The organism is Sphaerisporangium siamense, assembly GCF_014205275.1.
GTDB lineage: Bacteria > Actinomycetota > Actinomycetes > Streptosporangiales > Streptosporangiaceae > Sphaerisporangium > Sphaerisporangium siamense.
Map to the genome: position 1 here is coordinate 6,440,912 of NZ_JACHND010000001.1, position 17,677 is coordinate 6,458,588.

Here is a 17,677-nt window from a genome sequence, read left to right on the forward strand (position 1 = left end):
GCGGCGGGTGTCATCGTTCTTACCGGCACCCATCGACGATCAGGACGTCCCCGTCGAGGAGCATGAGGTCTGCTGGGTTGGCCATCTCCGGTCTCCGATGCGCTGGTCTGGGGTAAGAATGTATGGGCCCAAACGATTCCCCGTCACGAAGACCCCGCCCCCGCTGAGGAGCCCCCATGGACGTGCTGCGCAACGTGATCGACGGCCAGAGCCGCCTGCCCGTCTCCGGCGAGTGGACCGACCTGGTCGACCCCGCCACCGAGAAGACCTACGGCAGGGCGCCGCGCTCGGGGGACGCGGACGTCGCCGCCGCCGTCGAGGCCGCCAGGGCCGCGGCGCCGGGCTGGCGGCGCGCCACCCCGGCCGCCCGTCAGCGCCTGCTGCTGGAGCTGGCGGCGCTCATGGAGGGCGAGACGGCGGCGCTGGCCGAGGAGGAGGTCCGCTCCACCGGCAAGCCCCGCGGCACGGCGCACCGCGTGGACGTGGGCGGCGCCATCGACGCGATCCGCTTCTTCGCCGGGGCGGCGCGGGTGCTGGAGGGCCTCGGCGCCACCGAGTACGCCGAGGGCCGCACCTCGTTCGTCCGGCGTGAGCCCATCGGCGTGGTGGCGCAGATCACGCCGTGGAACTACCCGCTGATGATGGCCGCCTGGAAGATCGGCCCGGCGCTGGCGGCGGGCAACACCCTGGTGCTCAAGCCCGCCGAGACCACCCCGGGGTCGGCGGTGCTGCTCGGTGAGCTGTGCGCGCAGGTGCTGCCGCCGGGCGTGGTCAACGTCGTCTGCGGCGAGCGCGACACCGGCCGCGCGCTCGCCTCCCACCCGCACGTCGAGATGGTGGCCATCACCGGCTCCACGCGCGCCGGGTCGGAGGTCATGCGGACGGCCGCGGACGACATCAAGGACGTCCACCTGGAGCTCGGCGGCAAGGCCCCGGCCGTGGTGTTCGCCGACGCGCCGGTCGAGGCCACCGCGCGGGCCATCGCCGAGGCCGCGTTCTTCAACGCCGGGCAGGACTGCACCGCCGTCACCCGCGTCCTGGTCGAGGCGTCCGTCTACGAGGAGGTGACCGCCGCGCTCGCCGAGGCGGCGTCCGGGCTCACCGCGGGCGGCCCGGACGAGGAGGGGGTCTTCCTCGGGCCGGTGAACAACGCCGCCCAGGCCGCCCGGGTGGAGAGCTTCCTGCGGGGGCTGCCCGCCCACGCCCGCCTGGTCGCCGGCGGCGCGCGCCTGGACCGGCCCGGCTACTTCTTCTCCCCCGCCGTGGTCGCGGACGTGCGGCAGGACGACGAGATCGTCCAGCAGGAGGTGTTCGGGCCGGTGGTGACGGTCCAGCCCTTCGGCGACGAGGAGGAGGCGCTGGCGCTGGCCAACGGCGTCGACTACGGCCTCGCGTCCAGCGTGTGGACCCGCGACACCGGGCGGGCCATGCGCCTGAGCGCGGGGATCGACGCCGGGGCGGTCTGGGTCAACTGCCACCAGGTGATCGTGCCGGACCTGCCGCACGGCGGGTTCAAGCAGTCGGGCATCGGCAAGGATCTCTCCCGGTACGGCTTGGACGCCTACACGCGGATCAAGCACGTCATGATCGACCACTCCTGATCGAAACCCCTCCGGAGACGCGAACGGGGGCTGACCATCGTCGATGATGTCCTATACGATTCTGCTCCGACCGGGATCCCGAGGAGGAAACGTGAGCAAGAACCTCGACGCCGTCCGCGGCTCGTACGAGGCGTCGGCGGCCGGGGACGTGGACGGCCTGCTGCGCCTGCTGGCACCCGACGCCCGCTGGACCGAGATGGCCGGGTTCCCCTACGGCGGCACCTACGTGGGCCCGGACGGCGTGAAGTCCGGGGTCTTCGCGCGGCTGGGCTCGGAGTGGGAGGACTACCAGGCGGTGCCCGAGCGGTACGTGGACGGCGGTGACGTGATCGTCGTCATCGGCAACTACCGCGGCACCTACCGCGCCACCGGCAAGTACATGGACGTCCGCTTCGTCCACGTCTGGCACTGCGAGGACGGCGTCGCCAAGCGCTTCGAACAGTTCACCGACACCGCCCTCGTCCAGGAGGCCCTGCGCTCCTGACCCCGGACACCGGGGAGGCCCGCCCGACGCCCCGGGCGCGCCTCCCCGGCCGGGCCGACATGTGTCATGGGACGAGCCGGGAAATCGTTGATTTCGACGGCTTTAACCATGGCTCTCGCATAGCCGTAACAACAGGTCTTGTCAGTGAGTTCTGGTCGTCTGTAGAAACGCACCACGGCCGATCCGGCCCGATGCGCGAATGCTACTCACCGTGACACCCGGACCGCGAAAATTGCATTGACTGACGATGTGCCGCTGGTGATCCTTGGTCCGTTTGCTTTATTTATCTGGACTTTACGGGGGCCCTGATCGCGGCAGCTCTGCCCCGCATGGGCGTCGAAGGGATGTCGCGTGCGGCTTCAGCGTGCTCGTATGTGCTTACGGACCACCGTGTCGGCTGCCTTACTCATCGCGAGCGTCGGCGTCGCCGCCGGACCGGCGGCCCCGTCGTCCGCCGCCGAATCGCCGGAACGGTCGGTGACGGGACGGCCGGTGACCAAGGTCTCCGATTTCCACGGCGTGGAGGATTCTCCGCCACGGATTCCCAAGGCCGTCCCGCCGAAGTGGCCGGCCGCCGGAGTGGCCGAGATCGGCATCGGCGCCGGTCCGGCTGCTGTGCCGGGAATCCCGGTGGCGCTCGGACGCGCGGCCGGCGGGTCGGCGCCGGCGAAAGTACGGGTGGAGAGCATCGGAGCCGACGCGGCCGAACGGCTGGGCGGCCTTGGTCTGGGTGTACGGGTCGCCCGCGCGGACGGCGTGGCCACCGCCGCACGGGTGCGGGTCCGCGTCGACTACTCCGGCTTCGCCGGTACCCTGTCGCGGGAAGCCGCGTCGCGGCTCGGTCTCATCGAGATGCCCGTATGCGTGCTCGCGGCGCGTCCGGACGCCTCGTGCGCGAAGGCGGCGGAGAAGGCACGCGTCGTGCCCTCGCGCAACGAGCCGGCCGCGCAGGGGGTCGTCGCCGAGATCGAGGCCGCGGGTTCCCCGGCGAGCGGCAGCGTCTACGTGGTGGCCCCGGCCGCCGCGGCGGGGGATCCCGGGTCGCAGACCGGCAATTTCACGGCCACCGATCTGAAGCCGGCCGGAACGTGGCAGGTAGGGCTGTCCGGCGGGGGCTTCTCCTACTCCTATCCGATCCCGCTCCCGCCGGCGGTGTCCGGCAAGACCCCTGAGCTGGCACTGTCGTACTCGTCGTCGGCGATCGACTCCTTGACGAACTACACCAACAACCAGGCATCGGTCGCCGGGATGGGCTGGGACGTCGGCACCGGGTTCGTCGAGCGCCGCTACCGGTCGTGCGCCGACGACACGGTCGAGTCGACCAAGAATCCCGACCAGCGCAACTGGAAGCACCTGTGCTGGGAGTCGCCCGATGAGAACGACGGCGATCCGGCGACGACCGACTCCACCACCTCCCACCTGAGCCTGTCGGTCGACGGCAAATCATCCGCGATCGTCAAGGACCGCACCAGCGGCGGGTGGAAGGCGGTCGAGGACTACGGCTGGAAGATCGAGTATTCGACCTCCAGTCAGACCGGGCAGTCGTTCTGGACGGTGAACACCGCCGACGGCACGATCTACCGGTTCGGGTACCACCGCGACTCGATGTGGCAGACCGCCTATGTCGGCGACGACACCGGCGAGCCGTGCAGGGACCAGTACTCCAAGACCGGTACGCCCGGCCTGTGCACGGCTCCGTGGCGCTGGAACCTCGACCAGCGCATCGACGCCGGCGGCAACGTCGTGGACTACACCTACGCCCGCGAGGGCAACTGGTACTGCAAGGTCGTCGGCGCGCTGTGCCAGCCCGGTCCGCTGGGCGACGGGCGGGCGTTCCGGGTGGCCTACGACCGCGGGGGCTACCTCGCCCAGGTGGCCTACGGCCGCAACGTCAACGTCGCGGGGTCGGCGCACGTCGCCAAGGTGGTGTTCAACACGGTCGATCGCGGCACCCCGCCTTCTTCGGGCGCGCCATGGGACGACGACACCCCCAAGGACCTGGACTGCCCCTCCGGGCCGGGTGACGTGATCGTCGCCTGTGACACCCCTGGTCCGGCCTTCTACATATCCAAACGCCTGGACACGGTCGTGACCGTGGTCTTCAACCCCGCGACCTCGAACTGGGACCAGGTGTGGCGGCTGGAAGCCGGCTACAAGTGGGTGTACACCCAGATCCTGCAAGGTCTGCCTCCAGCGGGGCCGGTGCTGTGGCTGGACACTCTTCGCCCCGTCGGTCTGGCCGGTGACGGACCAGACGTGGCGATGCCCCCGGTCGACTTCGAGGCAACGTTGCTGGACAACCGCGCGGACTACGACGAGGCCCAGGGCAAGAGCCGGCTGCGCTTCCCCCGGATCGGTTCGATCTACAACGGTCTCGGCGGTCGTACCGACGTCTCCTACGGGCAGGCCAACCCGTGTCCCTACCCTTCGGCGTATCCGACGACCGGTTGGGACGTCAACGCGCGCGACTGCTACCTGGCCACGCTGGGAACCTGGTACGACGGCGGCGGCATCTCGCGCACCAGTCGCGCGGTGTACCTGAAGTGGCTGGTCACCCAGACGGTCGACAAGGACCTGGTGGGCGGCTCCCCCGACATGCCCACCCGATACGCGTACCTGGGCACGCCCGCCTGGGCACGGCCCTTCGACTACCTGGGGGCCACCACCCTGTCCGGTGTGGTGTGCAGTCCGCCGGTCAGTGGATACTGCAAGACGTTGAGCGAGGACTGGGACGAGTTCCGCGGCTACCAGACCGTGCGCACCGTCAAGGGAAGCGGCACGACCCCCGACGACTTCGCCGTGACGACGACATCGTTCTTCCGCGGCATGTACGACGACGTACGCGGCGACGGGACGGCCAAGGGAACCCAGGTCACCGACTTCGACGGCAACTCCTATCAGGACCGGCGCGTCCTCGCGGGCCGCATTCTGCAGGAGCAGACCTGGCGCGCCACCACCCTCACCGCCTCCGCCGCGCAGGCGCCCCGCGGCGCCCGGGTGATCACCGCCGCGCGAGCCCCCGTGCGCGCGCTGGCGCGCGGCCTGCGGAGCCTGTTCGGGAGAACTACGCTGACCTGCTCCTATCCGAACTGGCAGAGGTTCGCGTCGTACTCCAAGGGTGATCGGGTCACCTGGGTCGACCACCACTGGGAAGCCCTCCAGGGCACCGCCGGGTCCGAGCCAGGGAAGATCACCAACGCCTGGAAGGACCTGGGCGACTGCACCGCCGGACGCACAACCACACCGACGCCCACCCCGACGGACCCGGGTGGTCCCGCGACGGGCGGATACACAGAAATCCGGTCCACTCGGTACGAGTACGCCACCGCGTCCACGGGTGACGGCCCCGGCATCTACGACCCGCTGCGCGTCAACGCCACCCGCCGGGTCACTCGGGAGGCCGTCACGAGCGGATTCCGCTACACAGACCAGCGGACGTCCTATGACGCGCTCGGACTGCCCGTCAAGGTCAACGACTATGGCGACACCTCCGTGGCCTCCGACAACACCTGCGTGACCACGACATACGCGCGCAACACCGACAGCGGCATGTGGATCACCGCGCTCCGTTCCGTCGTGGAGACGCGCAAGGGGGACGACTGCTCCGCCGGTGCGGTCGTCGGCCGGGTCGTGACGCTGTACGACGGGCAGACCGACCCGGCGACCAACAAGCCTGTACGCGGGAACACGACCGAGGTGCGGACCTGGCTGGACGGCTCCCATGTCGCGAGCGAGAAAACGTCGCCCGACGGGTACGGCCGGCCGGTTTCCGTCACCGACGTCCGCGGGAAGACCACCTCGATCCGTTACCTTCCCGCCGTCGGCTTTCCTGTCGACGGGACGATACGCACGAACCCGCTGGGATACGAGCAGAAGGTCTGGAATGCGCCCGCTCACGATGGAGTGGTCGCCCTGCGCGATGCGAACGGCCGCGTGACGGACATCGACTACGACGCCTTGGGACGTACGACCGCGCTGTGGACCCCTGGCCAGCCCAAGAACGGCGGCACCCCCGCTACGAAGATCACCTATAACGTCTCGTGGAACGGAAGTCTCGGCCAGCCGACCGCACCCCCGAAGGTCACCACGGCCAAGGTCTTCTCCGGCGCCGGCGCCTCGGCCAAGTGGCTGACCTCAGTCGCCTTCGAAGACGGTCTCGGAAGGCTGCGAGAGGAGCAGATGCCCTCACCGGCCGGCGGGCGGATGGTCAAGGTCACCGCCTACGACGCGCGCGGCCTGGAGATCGTCCGTTCCGCTCCCCTGCACAACACCGAACCGGCGGGAAGCAACCTGCTGAATCCCGCACCGGCCGACATTCCTTCCTGGACCAGGACGGTCTTCGACGGGGCCGGCCGGGAGATCGCGAAGATCCAGTACGGCGGCGCGACTGAGGTACGCCGATCGACGATCGCCTACGCGGGAGCGGACGAGCACACCGTGACGCCGCCCCTCGGCGGCAAGACGACCTACAAGGCCGACGCCGCAGGAAAGATCACCAGTATCGCGGAGCAGTCGGGCGGCCAGTGGTCCACCAGCACGCGCGAATACGACGTGTCCGGCGATCTCACCAAGATGGTCGACGCCAACGGAAACGTGCGCACCTTCACCTACGACTGGGCTCGGCGGCGCGTGGCCGCGACCGATCCCGACTCCGGCGCCACCACGACCGTCTACGACGCCGCGGGCAACCCGACCGCGGAGACGGACGCCAGAGGCGTGACCGTCTCCCACCTGTACGACGACCTCGGCCGCCGGGTGGAGCAATGGGCGGGCGACCCCGGCACCGGCACCAAGCTGGCGGAATGGGTCTATGACACCCTGCTCAAGGGGCAGGTGACCTCGGCCACCCGGTGGACCCGCGGCCGCCCGTACACCGACACCGTGACCGGCTATGACGCCGACTACCGACGCCTCGGCACATCGCTCACCATCCCGGCCGGCGAAGGCCTGCTCGCGGGGACCTACACCTTCGCGGTCGGCTACGACAAGGCCGGGCGGGAGAACTCGCTCACCTTCCCCGCAGCCGGTGGCCTTTCCTCGGAGACGACCGTCTCGACCAGCGACGACGTCGGTCTGCCGAAGGGTCTGTCGTCCGACTTCGGCGGCGGCTTCACCTACGTCAAGGACACCGGGTACTCCCTCACGGGCAGGCTGTCCTCCCGCAGCCTCGGAAGCACGGCCGGGCTGGTGCGGACCCTGACCTGGGACCCCGCGACGAACGCGCTCACCTCCCTCAAGACCGTCTCCACCATCGGCGCTACGACCCCGGCGACCGTCCAGGAGGATCAGTTCTCCTACGACACGGCCGGATCACCGATCTCGATCCTCGACAAGGCCGCCCCTTCGGGCGGGTCGTCCACTCCCCAGCGGGAGTGTTTCGGCTACGACGCGCGCCGTCGCCTCGCCTCGGCCTTCACCACGACGGATACGTGCGCCGCCGGGCCGAACGGGGCCGGACCGGACCCGTACGAGCTCGCCTACACCTACGACGCGGTGGGCAACATCCGGTCGGCCACGCAATCGGGTCTTACCGCGACGTACACCTACCCGGCCGCCGGCGCCGGCGCGGTCCGGCCGAACGCCGTGCGGTCGATCACGCGGACGTCGGGCACCGACACCTACGGGTACGACGCGCGAGGCCAGCTGGAATCCCAGACCGTGGGCGGCACCACATCCACCTTCGAGTGGAATGAACTTGGGCGACCGGCCAAGGTGACGATCGGCGCGAACGTCTCCGAAGAGGTGTACGACGCCGGCGGCAAGCGGCTGATCCGGCGCGAGCCCGGCAAGACGGTTCTCTATCTCGGCGTCATGGAGCTGGAACTCGCCAACGGGCAGGTCACCGCGAAGCGGTACTACCAGGCGCCGGACGGCGGCATCGTGGCCATGCGGACCAGCGGCCGACCCGATGTCACCTGGCTCCTGGCCGGTCCGGCGGGCAGCGAGGAACTCGCCGTCGACGGCGGCACGGGCACGCTGGACCGGCAGAAGTACCTGCCGTTCGGGGCGCGGCGCGGGGGACGCGACGCCCTCACGACCACCGACCGCGGCTTCCTCGGAAAGGTCGAGGACGACACGACCGGGCTCGTCGAGCTCGGGGAGCGTTACTATTCCCCGGCCATCGGCAAGTTCATCAGCACTGATCCGCGGCCGGTCGACGACGGCGCCGAGCCCGCACTCCTCAACCCGTACTCCTACGCCGCCAACGACCCGCTCAGGTTGTCCGACCCGACGGGCCTGTTCCCCCAGGCGTCCGGCGGCTCCGTCTCCTGTCTTCCCGGGGAGCCGCTGTGCCCGGTGGTCCTGGAACCCCCGGTGGACGACGTGGAGGAGCGCGCCGCTCTGCAGAGGGAGCGGCAGGAATCCAGCGCGTTGCTGACCGAGTTGAGCACCGGCGGCGCCACCCAGCGTGCCTCGGCGGGGAAGACGGCCGGGCTCAAGGAGTGCCAGGGCCTCTCCGACGAGATCTGTCGCATCTTCGTCTACGTGTCGGCGTGGGCCATGAATCTCACCGGCTCCAGCTACAGCAAAGCCGACGGATGCCCGAAGAAGGGGCGATGCTGGAAGAACGCGATGCGACACTGCATCCAGCAGGTGGCATTGACGGACATATGCGGACCCAAGGTCGCTCAGCAGCTCGCCGAGAACCACGAAAAAGGCAACGACATGTCCAAGCCCAAGGTACGGAAGGACACGAAGATCGACCGGCACAACAACGCCGTCGCCCAGAAAGCGGCTATGGAGCACCTCGATGAGCTGAGAGCCATCCGCCTCGGTCCCGGTACACGGGACCAGAAGGAAGGCAGATACTGGGCGTACGTGAAGAACCTCTGCCAGTCTCTGTGGGACTCCAAAGAGCTGCGTTGAGGCCGTGCACGGACCACCAGCAGACTCACCGATCCTCGAGACAGGCGGCAAGATGCGCACACGAACGGTGAGCACCATCGTCGCGACGGCATTCCTGGTGGTGGCCGCGCTCGCCGTCTTCGCCTTCCTGCGGGCGAGGACGTTCCTGGACTACGCCTTCCAGAGGCCGGACCCGGCATGCGTCGCGCGAGCGGCCGCGGACAACGAGAGATTGGCCGAGGTCATCGCGCCGCGCCTGCCTTCGGTTCGTCCTGACGCCATCGAAGGCGGGCACGGTTGTGAGCCTCCGGAAAGGGGTGCGTGGGTGGAGGTCGAACTGCGCGGCACGTCGATCGAGAAGGCTCTGGGCGGGTTCGCCTCTCCGGCGTGGACGCCCTTGCCCGACGCGAAGATCCGCGAGCAGGCGGAGCCCAGCCAGGACGCCGCGGCGGTCTCGGGGAAGGTCGACGGTCGCGAGGTGGACGTGTACGCGATCCGAGAACGTTCCGGTGAGGGGCCCGTCACGATCCTGGCGTGGTTCGCGGACGAGTGACGTCGAAGGCGCCGCGGGTCCTCCTCGGAGGGCCCGCCCGCGTCCCGCGCGCTTCCCCGGCCGGGCGGGTCACGTTCGTGGGTGGGTGTCCAGGCTGAGGGCGAGCAGGGCGGTCTGGTCCGCGTGGGCCGGTTCGGGCTGGTAGAGGCTCAGACGAGTGGGCGAGTCGTCTAGATACCACAACCTGGTGTCGCATTCTCAGGTCGCCGACCGCGAGATGGTGGAAGACCTTGTGGCTGGAGCGGCGCGGGCGGACGGGGTGGCCGTCCCACAGGCGGCGGAAGTCGGCGCTGGCCGCCGCGAGTTCCTCCCGCACCCGGCGCAGGTCGGGGCCGTCCGGATCGGTGCCGGCCCAATGCTGGAGGTTGGCCACGCCGGTGGTCGCCGCGCCCTCCCAGTCCTCCAGCACCGAGCGCGCGGCCGAGTGCAGGAAGACGTAGCGGACCGTGTTGCGGCGCCGTGCCGGCCACTCGCTCAGCCCCGCGTACAGGGCCAGGCCCTCCGGCGTTCCCAGGTCGATTTCGCCGACCCCAACTACCTGGCCCGGCCCTACGACCGGTGGCAGGCCTACGGGCAGTCCAAGACCGCCAACGCGCTGTTCGCCCTGGGCCTGCGCCTCAGGTACGGGGCTCGCGGGAGACTCGCGCAATCATCGCCAACGCGGTCATGCCCGGCGCGGTCGCCACGGGACTCCAGCGGCACCTCGACACCGCTACGGCGGCACCTACGTGGGCCCGGACGGCGTGAAGTCCGGGGTCTTCGCGCGGCTGGGCTCGGAGTGGGAGGACTACCAGGCGGTGCCCGAGCGGTACGTGGACGGCGGTGACGTGATCGTCGTCATCGGCAACTACCGCGGCACCTACCGCGCCACCGGCAAGTACATGGACGTCCGCTTCGTCCACGTCTGGCACTGCGAGGACGGCGTCGCCAAGCGGCGTCGGGCGGGCCTCCCCGGTGTCCGGGTGTCCCGCCGTAGACGTGGACGCCGGACTCAGCCGAGACGGTCCAGCCATGAGAAGAAGCGGGGGAAGACCCTCCGGGCCGCGTGGTCGGAGAGCATGCCGTGGCCCTCGCCCTCGATGGCGACCCATTCCGATCCGGACGGCAGGTCGTCCAGGTGGGTGCGGACCGCCTCGGCGGGAATGCGCGGGTCCAGCTCCCCGTGCGCGACGAAGTGCGGCACGGCGGCGAACGGGACATGGTCCGCGAAGCGGCCGGCCGCCGTCCGCAGGAAGGCCTCGACCTGCGGATGCCCGGACCCGTCGAGATCCGAGGGCCGCAGGAAACCGCCGAGCAGGAACACGCCCCGCACCTCGGGCGCGATCCGGGCGACACGGCTCGCCAGGTAGCCCCCGTAGCTCATCCCGCCGACCACGACCGGGCCGATCGCGGTCCGGCGCAGCACGGTCAACGCGTCGTCCGCGTCGTCCACCCCGTAGCGTCCGGGCAGCGGAGCGCGGACCACGGGATCGATGAGCCCGCTGCCGCGCAGGTTGGGCTGGACGACGCGCCAGCCGGCCAATGCCAGGGACTCGGCGAACGGCGACCAGGTCGCCAGGTTCACCCCGTTCGGGCCGCCGTGCAGCAGCAGCACGGTGCCACGCGCCTGGCCCGGTGGGTCGCGGACCAGGGTGGGCAGGGGGCAGTGCGCCCCCTCGACGACGGTGCAGACGGCGGAGGGCAGGCCGTCGGCGCCCGGCGGGGCGGGGCTCAGCCGGACCTGTTCCCCGGCGGCCAGCCGCCCCGCCTCGACCAGTTCGAGCCGGCGCGGCTGCCCGGCGGAGGTCCAGCTCAGGCCGACGAGGTCGCCGTCGGCCCGCACGTCGTCCACCACGATCCCGGCGGGCTCCACCAGGCGGCGCAGCGCCCCGGAGCGTACGTCCCAGGCGTGCGGGACGCGTCCCGGCCACGTCTCCAGGACCACGACGACCTCGTGCCCGGACAGCCACGGCCCGGCCGAGATCACCGGGCCGTCCCGGTGCGAGACGCCGTCGCGGTCCACGCACACGACCCGGCGAGCCCTGCCCTGGCGGAGCAGCAGGGCGATCCGGTCGTGTCCGGGGAACGCGGGCACGACGCACTCGGCCGTCGCTCCGGGCGGCAGCCGCACCTCCCCGGCGACGGGGTGCGCGACGGCCCGCCCGTCGGGGGTCAGGACCGCGGCGGGCGCGGCGTGCTCCGGTACCGCGCGGACGCCGGCCAGCGGTATCGGCCGGCTGCTCGCCCGCTCGGCGGCGAGGTCCTGGAACACCTCCGCGACCAGGCGCCCCCCGGTCCACTCCGGGCGGGTGTGCCATCGGGACCCGCTGGTGAGCCTGGTCCAGCGGCCGTCCGCGAGCAGCGCGAGGTGGCGATCGGACCAGGCGTCGGTGCTGACCACCGGGCCGGCGGGGGTGAGCGCGAACGCCGGCCGCGCGGCGTCGAGCTGTGCCCGCCGGAACGGGGCGGGCAGCGGCCCGGTGATCTCCGGCGATCGGTCGGGCAGGGGAACGACGTCCGGCATCGTTGCCTTCCTCCACGTGCGTCGCGGTCAGGACGGCGTGTACTGCTTCGCCCGCAGCACCACCGGCACGAGACGGTCCCCGACCAGCAGTTCCACCCGTTCCCCCGGCCGGTGGCTCTCGACCCACGCGTCCAGGTCGTCCAGGCTGCCGAACAGGAAGTCGCCGCAGGAGCGGATGACGTCGCCCGCGCGGACCCCGGCCAGGTCGGCGGGCGCGCCGACGGCCACGTCCTGCACGAGCATGCCCTCGCCGCGGACGGCTCCGACGGGGATCACCCCCAGCTCGGTGTTGTGCATGGTGTGGTAGTTCTTCGGCGTTCCGTCCAGGTAGTCGCCGAGCAGCTCCAGGAAGTGGTCCCAGTGGTGCAGGAAGCCGTCGCGCTCGAACCTGCCGTTGCCGTCCGCGGGGAAGCCGTCCTGCCGCAGCTTCAGGCGGGTGTGCGTCTCCCCCGAATCCGCCGGCACGTCCGTCAGCTCGAACGTCATGCGGATCTCGGCGTCGCAGGCGATGAGGCGGATCACCAGCTCCAGGCGGCGGAACCGGTCCAGGACCTCGATCCGCCCGCTGTAGGTGGTCGGCATGCGCGCTCCGGCGTCGTACAGCCAGCACATCGCCGCCCCTTCGCGCTCGGGCATGACACTGGCCACCGTGCCCAGCCAGTGCTCGGCCGCCCCCGGGTCGAAGATGGTCCGCCAGACCCTCTCCCGGGGGTGCCGCAGCAGGCGCTCCAGGCTGTTGCTCACCATCGTGTCCTCCTTCTCATGCTGACTGACCGTCGGCCGGGGGCGGCGTCAGCTCCGCGACCCGGGACCGCGTGATGGCGACACTGGCGAACACGGCGAGCGCGAACATGATCGCGCCGGCGACCACGAACGACGTGCGCAGCCCGGACAGCGAGGCGAGGACGCCGCCGAGCAGCGCGCCGAACGGCATCGCCCCGTAGGTGACCAACCGGTGCACGCCGGTGACCCTGCCGAGCAGGTGGTCCGGTGTGCCGGACTGCCGCAGGGACATCTGGTTGACGTTCCAGATCGCGGCGCCGAGCCCGGCGAGGATCTCACCGGCCGCCGCGAACCACGGGTTCGGCGCCGCGGCGGTGACCAGGCACGAGACCCCCGACACGGCCAGCGCCAGCCGGAGGCTGACCGCCGTGCCGACCCACCTGTTGAGCCGCCCGGCCTGCGCCGCGCCGAACAGGGCGCCGAGAGAGCCCGCCGCGAGCAGCAGGCTGAAGCCGAGGGCGCCGAGGCCGAAGAGCTGCTGGGCGAAGAGCACGAAGATGGCGTTCTGCGCGAGGGACGCCACGTTGAACAGGCCGGCGATGCCGGTGATCGCCCTCAGCACCGGCTGCCGCCACAGCCAGGAGAAGCCCTCGCCGACGGCCCGCCGCATGCCGCCCTCGCCGAGGGCGTTTCTGGCCACGTGGTAGTCGCCGCGCATCCTGCGCAGCAGGACGGCGCTGACCAGGAAGGACAGCGCGTCGCCCAGGAAGGGCAGCGCCCGCGACATGGTGAACAGCAGGCCGCCGAGGGGCGGCCCGACGAAGGACTCCACCGTGTTCCGCGATCCGACCAGCCACGAGTTGGCCCGCTGGATCCGCTCGGGGTCGTTCGCCACCACCTTGGGCAGCACGGCGGTGCTGGAGCTGTCGAACACGGTGTCGGCGATGGCGATGAGGAAGCCCACCACCATCAGCAGGGCGATGCCGGCGGACCCCGTCGCCACGGCCACCGCGAGCCCCGCGGTCAGTCCGGCGCGGACCAGATCGCTGATCCACATGGCGCGTTTGCGGTCCCACCGGTCGGCCATGACGCCCGCGGGCAGGGCGAACAGCAGCCAGGGCAGCCTGCCGACGACGACCACCGACGACACCACGATCGGGTCGCTGGACAGCGAGGCCGCCAGCAGGGGCAGCGCCGCGGAGGAGATGCCGTTGCCCAGGAGCGAGACGGTCGTCGCCCCCCACAGCATGGGGAAGTCGGGGGCGAGCGCGGACAGGCCGAACCGGCTCGGCCGGCGCGGACCCGTGTCGCGCAGGGTGTCCGCCATCATCGGTCCTTTCTGTCGGGCGCACCGGCCGGGAAGGGTCCGGGCGCGAGGTCGAGTCGCAGCAGGCCGTGCCGGAGCAACTCGGCCACCAGTTCGCGGCCCTCGCCGGCGGACGGCCCGCCTTCGCCGGAGGCCGCGCGGACCAGTTCGTCCACCCGCCATGGGGTACGGGCGAGCAGCCGCCGCACCAGGGGGGCGCAGACGGCGTCGAAGTCGTAGCGCTTGCCGGCGGACACCAGGACGCACCGGCGGCCGTCCTCCTGGAGGGCCACCGGCCGGGGCGCGGCCAGCACCACGACGGCGTCCGGCGGGCAGTCGCCGGCCTGCCCGGCCGCCGCGTACGGCAGCGCGTGCCGGGGCCTGGCCTGCGCCCGCCCGTCCCGTTCCGCGACGTACCGGCGCAGCCCGTCCTCGGTGAGCAGGGCGCCGATCTCCTCCCGCAGCACCGACAGCCGGCCCGCCGTTTCGTCGTCCCACCCGGTGAGGGGCAGGTCGGAGCGCGCCTCCGGGAGGCGGCGCTGCCGTTCGACCACCCACTTCAGGAAGTCCTCGACCACCGGCCGCCGGAAACCGACGGTGAGGTGGACGGTGGTGCCGCCGACCGGCCGGACGGCGTGCCAGTGGCCGCGCGGCACGTACAACGCCTCGCCCTCGCACAGCTCGAACTGCCGCAGGGGGGCCGGGGGGCATTGGTTGAGGGGCTCGTCGCCGGGGAGCGGCACGGGACGGCCGGCGCCGAACAGCTGCCATTCCTTGCGGCCGTAGATCTGCAGGATGAGCCCGTCATGGTCGTCCCAGTGCGGGTCGAAGGCGCCGACCTCCCCCCACGAGGCGTAGAGGTTGACGAACACCTCCGCGCGCAGGTCGTGTTCGAGGGCTTCGGCGAGGTCCCGTACCGCCGGGACGGCCTCGTCGACCGAGCCGAAGACCAGCGTCGCGCCTTCGCGCAGCCGGGCGTGCAGTTTCGTGCTGCTGACCCGGAGCGCGGGTTCCCTGCCGACGCCGCGGCCCGGGATCGGCTCGACGTAGGACGACGGAGGCAGCGACTTGTTCGCCTTGGCCACCTGCATGCGCAGCGGCCAGGCCCGGTGGCCGTCGAGCAGCCGGTTGAGCTCGTCCCAGGGCAGCAGGTGGTGGAAGCGGTCCGGCTCGCCGGTGTCGTGGTAGCAGTCCCTCCCCCAGTACCGGTCGAGGAACCGTTCACCGGTCACGGTGGCGAGAACGCGGTCCAGCGCGTGGCCGTCCGCGCCGGTGTCGCCGGGGTTCGGCCCCGTCAGGTCGGACAGGGGGTCCAGCTCCCCGACCGTGAGCAGCCTGCGTTTCTCTGCCATGATCACCCCCGAGGTCGGGCGTCGGCCCGGTCGACCGGCAGGCGCGCCGCCGGATCCAGGTCCAGCAGGAGGCGGCGGGCGCGCTCGGCCTCGTCCGGCCGCCCCAGCCGCTCCGCGCACACGGCCGCCGCGTTCGCCGCCGACGCCCCGCGCAGCGTGCCGGAGCCCGCGGCCCGCAGGAACGTCTCCAGCGCGGCCTCCCAGTCGCCGCGCCCGGCGAGGTAGGCGCCGATCGCGTAGAGCGGCTCGGGGTCGACGGGGTCGAGGGACAGCAGTTGCCCGACGGCGTCGCCGGGCGCGCTCGCCGTGCCGGTCAGGGTGTCCAGCTTGAGGTGGGCCTCCAGCACCAGCCCCCGGTTCTCCCGCTGGTAGTGGGCCTGCACCGGGTTCTCGGCCGACCGCGCCAGGGCGTCGTCGTGTTCCAGGGCGGCGCGCATGTGCGCGACCACCGGGTCCCGGTCGCGGCCGGACAGCTCGTGCAGCGCGGCGGCGCGGTGGTAGCGGCTGGTCACCAGGTGCGCCAGCCAGTCCGGCTCCGCGCCGAGACCGGTGAGCGACGCCTTCGCGTCGGCGAGCCATCGGGCCGCCTCCTCCCGATCGCTGCCACGGGCGCGGGTGGAGACCAGTTGCAGGGCCGCGAGGGTGCGCAGAGCCGGGCGGACGGCGTTGCCGGCCAGCCAGCCGAAGATCTCGTACGGGATGGGGGACTTCCTGTTGAGCTGGTAGGCCGCGCGGGACACCTCGTAGACCAGCTGCTGGCGCAGCGGGTCGGCGTCGATCGCGAACGTGCCGACCAGGCGTACGGCGTGGCGGTGGAAGCCGAGTTGCGTGAGCAGGGCGACGACGACGACCCGGCGCGCCGTCGGCAGGTCGTCCCAGTGCTCCAGCGCCTCGACGAGGGCCTGCCAGCGCGGCGAGCGCACCTCTTCCGGAAGCGCCCCGGGCTGTTCGCACAGGTGCCGGTGGCTTCTGGCCTGCACGACGACCTGGTAGCGGGAACTCGTCACCGACACCGTGCTGAACCAGTTCGGCACGACCGCCTCCTCCTCGCCGGTGAGCATCCGGGCGAGGTGCACGGCGTGCCGGGAGCGCAGCGGGACCGGGCTGTCGGCATCGCGCAGGTCGAGCCACCCGGCCCAGCGCCGAGCCAGTTCGGCCGTATCGAGCGCGTCCGCCGCCGGGAACCACAGCTCGCCGAATGAGCGGGAATCGTCGCGCTGATAGGCGAAGGAAGGCACGTGGGGCTCCTAAACCACTGGGCAGGGCAGGTGGGAAGGCGGGGTGAGCGGTTCGAAGACCTCCGAGCCGTGGCACACGACGCGGTGCACCACGTGGTCGTCGACGGAGGGCAGCCGCACCTCGACCGGCTGGCGCCCGAACAGGGCGTCCGCCGCGTCCAGCAGTGCCGCCGAGCCGGCCGGGGCCCGCCGGAGGGCGCCGCGCCCCGCGATCCGGCTCTCGACGAAGTCCAGGTGCGCCGGGCCGGCCGCGGCCACGGCGTGTCCACGGTCCCGGTCCCGGCTCTGCAGGCTGCTCGACGGGCGCGCGCCCAGGGCGAGCCTCGCCGCCACCGCCTCGTAGACCGCGTGCCGTACGGCGTCGGCGGTATCGCCTCTCGCCGCGGCGCCGCAGGTGAGGGCGGCGCCGCCGGTTCGGTGCAGCAGGGCGAGCACGATGTCGGGGTAGGGCCGGACCACGCGGACGGTGCGCAGGCGGACCTTGTGATCACGCAGGCCGGCGAGCAGTGCCGCGGGCAGTACGGAGTCGTGCAGGTGGTCCAGGTCCTCGAAGCGGATGTCACCGGTGCGCCAGCCGTGGGCCAGCACGTGCCGCTCGATCACTTCCAGCAGCGCCGACGTCCGTGCCCGCCCCCGGTCCGTGCCCGCGCCGGTGCCGGCCGACGTCTGCACGCACCACCGCTCCTCGGGCGGCGGCGGGTCCCACCCGAGGAAGACCGCCTGGGCCGGCACCGCCGTCTCGGCGCCGTCGCGCATGCCGGTCCCGGCCACCCAGTGGCAGGGCGGAGAACCGGCTTCCAGCAACGCGGCGGGTTCGACGCGGGGAAGCGCGCCCGGATCCGCCAGCAGCGGCAGCACACCGGCCGCCGACACGTGGCTCACGTGCTGGACGTACTCGCCGAGCGCGCGCCGCGCCGCCCGGCCGGGGTCGTCGTCGCAGGCGCCGCCGCTGATTCCCGACTCGTCGCTCATCCAGGCGACGTGGACGGCGCCGTTGATCAGAGGGCGCACCGTGGGCCCGGCGGCCCGCACCGCTCCCCGGTGGCTCATCGTCACTCCTCGGCGAACTTC

11 protein-coding genes and 1 pseudogene are annotated in these 17,677 nt (G+C 71.8%); 5 read left to right on the top strand and 7 right to left on the bottom strand.

The features are described from left to right. The first annotated feature begins 176 nt into the window (after window positions 1-176). The 4 genes from BJ982_RS29460 to BJ982_RS29475 all read left to right on the top strand — a co-directional run bounded on the left by BJ982_RS29460 (window position 177) and on the right by BJ982_RS29475 (window position 9,484). Window positions 177-1,601 (top strand): aminobutyraldehyde dehydrogenase, encoded by a 1,425-nt coding sequence (locus BJ982_RS29460; RefSeq protein WP_184885410.1) that lies wholly within the window; start codon window positions 177-179, stop codon window positions 1,599-1,601. 91 nt (window positions 1,602-1,692) lie between these two features. Continuing rightward, window positions 1,693-2,085, top strand: coding sequence for a nuclear transport factor 2 family protein (locus BJ982_RS29465; protein ID WP_184885412.1), 393 nt, complete (start codon window positions 1,693-1,695; stop codon window positions 2,083-2,085). 390 nt (window positions 2,086-2,475) lie between these two features. Continuing rightward, window positions 2,476-8,952, top strand: a complete 6,477-nt coding sequence (locus tag BJ982_RS29470; protein ID WP_184885414.1) for an RHS repeat-associated core domain-containing protein — start codon at window positions 2,476-2,478, stop codon at window positions 8,950-8,952. A gap of 52 nt (window positions 8,953-9,004) precedes the next feature. Next, window positions 9,005-9,484 carry a hypothetical protein gene (locus BJ982_RS29475; protein ID WP_184885416.1) on the top strand — a complete coding sequence of 160 codons (480 nt, stop codon included), beginning with the start codon at window positions 9,005-9,007 and terminating at the stop codon, window positions 9,482-9,484. On the opposite strand, the gene BJ982_RS41010 is transcribed toward BJ982_RS29475, so the two are convergent. After that, on the bottom strand, window positions 9,453-10,049 hold the full coding sequence (locus BJ982_RS41010) for an MmyB family transcriptional regulator (RefSeq protein WP_376697709.1): 597 nt from the start codon (window positions 10,047-10,049) through the stop codon (window positions 9,453-9,455). The genes BJ982_RS29475 and BJ982_RS41010 overlap by 32 nt on opposite strands. Between BJ982_RS41010 and BJ982_RS39855 the strand changes: the two are divergent. Further along, window positions 9,931-10,395 (top strand): annotated as a pseudogene (locus tag BJ982_RS39855) (nuclear transport factor 2 family protein); the annotation flags it as partial. The gene BJ982_RS41010 and the pseudogene BJ982_RS39855 overlap by 119 nt on opposite strands. Before the next feature lie 80 nt (window positions 10,396-10,475). On the opposite strand, the gene BJ982_RS39860 reads toward BJ982_RS39855, so the two are convergent. Genes BJ982_RS39860 through BJ982_RS29515 form a run of 6 tightly spaced genes read right to left on the bottom strand, consistent with a single transcriptional unit; the run spans window position 10,476 to window position 17,656 of the window. Next, a complete protein-coding gene (locus BJ982_RS39860) occupies window positions 10,476-11,987 on the bottom strand; it encodes an alpha/beta hydrolase (RefSeq protein ID WP_184885419.1) in 1,512 nt (503 codons plus the stop codon). A gap of 27 nt (window positions 11,988-12,014) precedes the next feature. Next, entirely contained in the window at window positions 12,015-12,734 is a 720-nt protein-coding gene (locus BJ982_RS29495; protein WP_184885420.1) for an SRPBCC domain-containing protein, read from the bottom strand. Window positions 12,735-12,747: 13 nt separating this feature from the next. Further along, window positions 12,748-14,040 (bottom strand): MFS transporter, encoded by a 1,293-nt coding sequence (locus BJ982_RS29500; protein WP_184885421.1) that lies wholly within the window; start codon window positions 14,038-14,040, stop codon window positions 12,748-12,750. Further along, entirely contained in the window at window positions 14,037-15,368 is a 1,332-nt protein-coding gene (locus BJ982_RS29505; RefSeq protein ID WP_184885422.1) for a JmjC domain-containing protein, read from the bottom strand. The genes BJ982_RS29500 and BJ982_RS29505 overlap by 4 nt, the downstream gene beginning before the upstream one ends. Window positions 15,369-15,370: 2 nt before the next feature. Beyond that, window positions 15,371-16,606, bottom strand: a complete 1,236-nt coding sequence (locus BJ982_RS29510) for a hypothetical protein (protein ID WP_184885423.1) — start codon at window positions 16,604-16,606, stop codon at window positions 15,371-15,373. Between the two features lie 9 nt (window positions 16,607-16,615). Further along, a complete protein-coding gene (locus BJ982_RS29515) occupies window positions 16,616-17,656 on the bottom strand; it encodes a YcaO-like family protein (RefSeq protein WP_184885424.1) in 1,041 nt (346 codons plus the stop codon). Window positions 17,657-17,677 lie beyond the last annotated feature (21 nt).

Coding starts and splice junctions, on each gene's coding strand:
- BJ982_RS29460 (WP_184885410.1), top strand. CDS start 177: ATGGACGTGCTGCGCAACGTGATCGACGGCCAGAGCCGCCTGCCCGTC.
- BJ982_RS29475 (WP_184885416.1), top strand. CDS start 9,005: ATGCGCACACGAACGGTGAGCACCATCGTCGCGACGGCATTCCTGGTG.
- BJ982_RS39860 (WP_184885419.1), bottom strand. CDS start 11,987: ATGCCGGACGTCGTTCCCCTGCCCGACCGATCGCCGGAGATCACCGGG.
- BJ982_RS29495 (WP_184885420.1), bottom strand. CDS start 12,734: ATGGTGAGCAACAGCCTGGAGCGCCTGCTGCGGCACCCCCGGGAGAGG.
- BJ982_RS29500 (WP_184885421.1), bottom strand. CDS start 14,040: ATGATGGCGGACACCCTGCGCGACACGGGTCCGCGCCGGCCGAGCCGG.
- BJ982_RS29505 (WP_184885422.1), bottom strand. CDS start 15,368: ATGGCAGAGAAACGCAGGCTGCTCACGGTCGGGGAGCTGGACCCCCTG.
- BJ982_RS29515 (WP_184885424.1), bottom strand. CDS start 17,656: ATGAGCCACCGGGGAGCGGTGCGGGCCGCCGGGCCCACGGTGCGCCCT.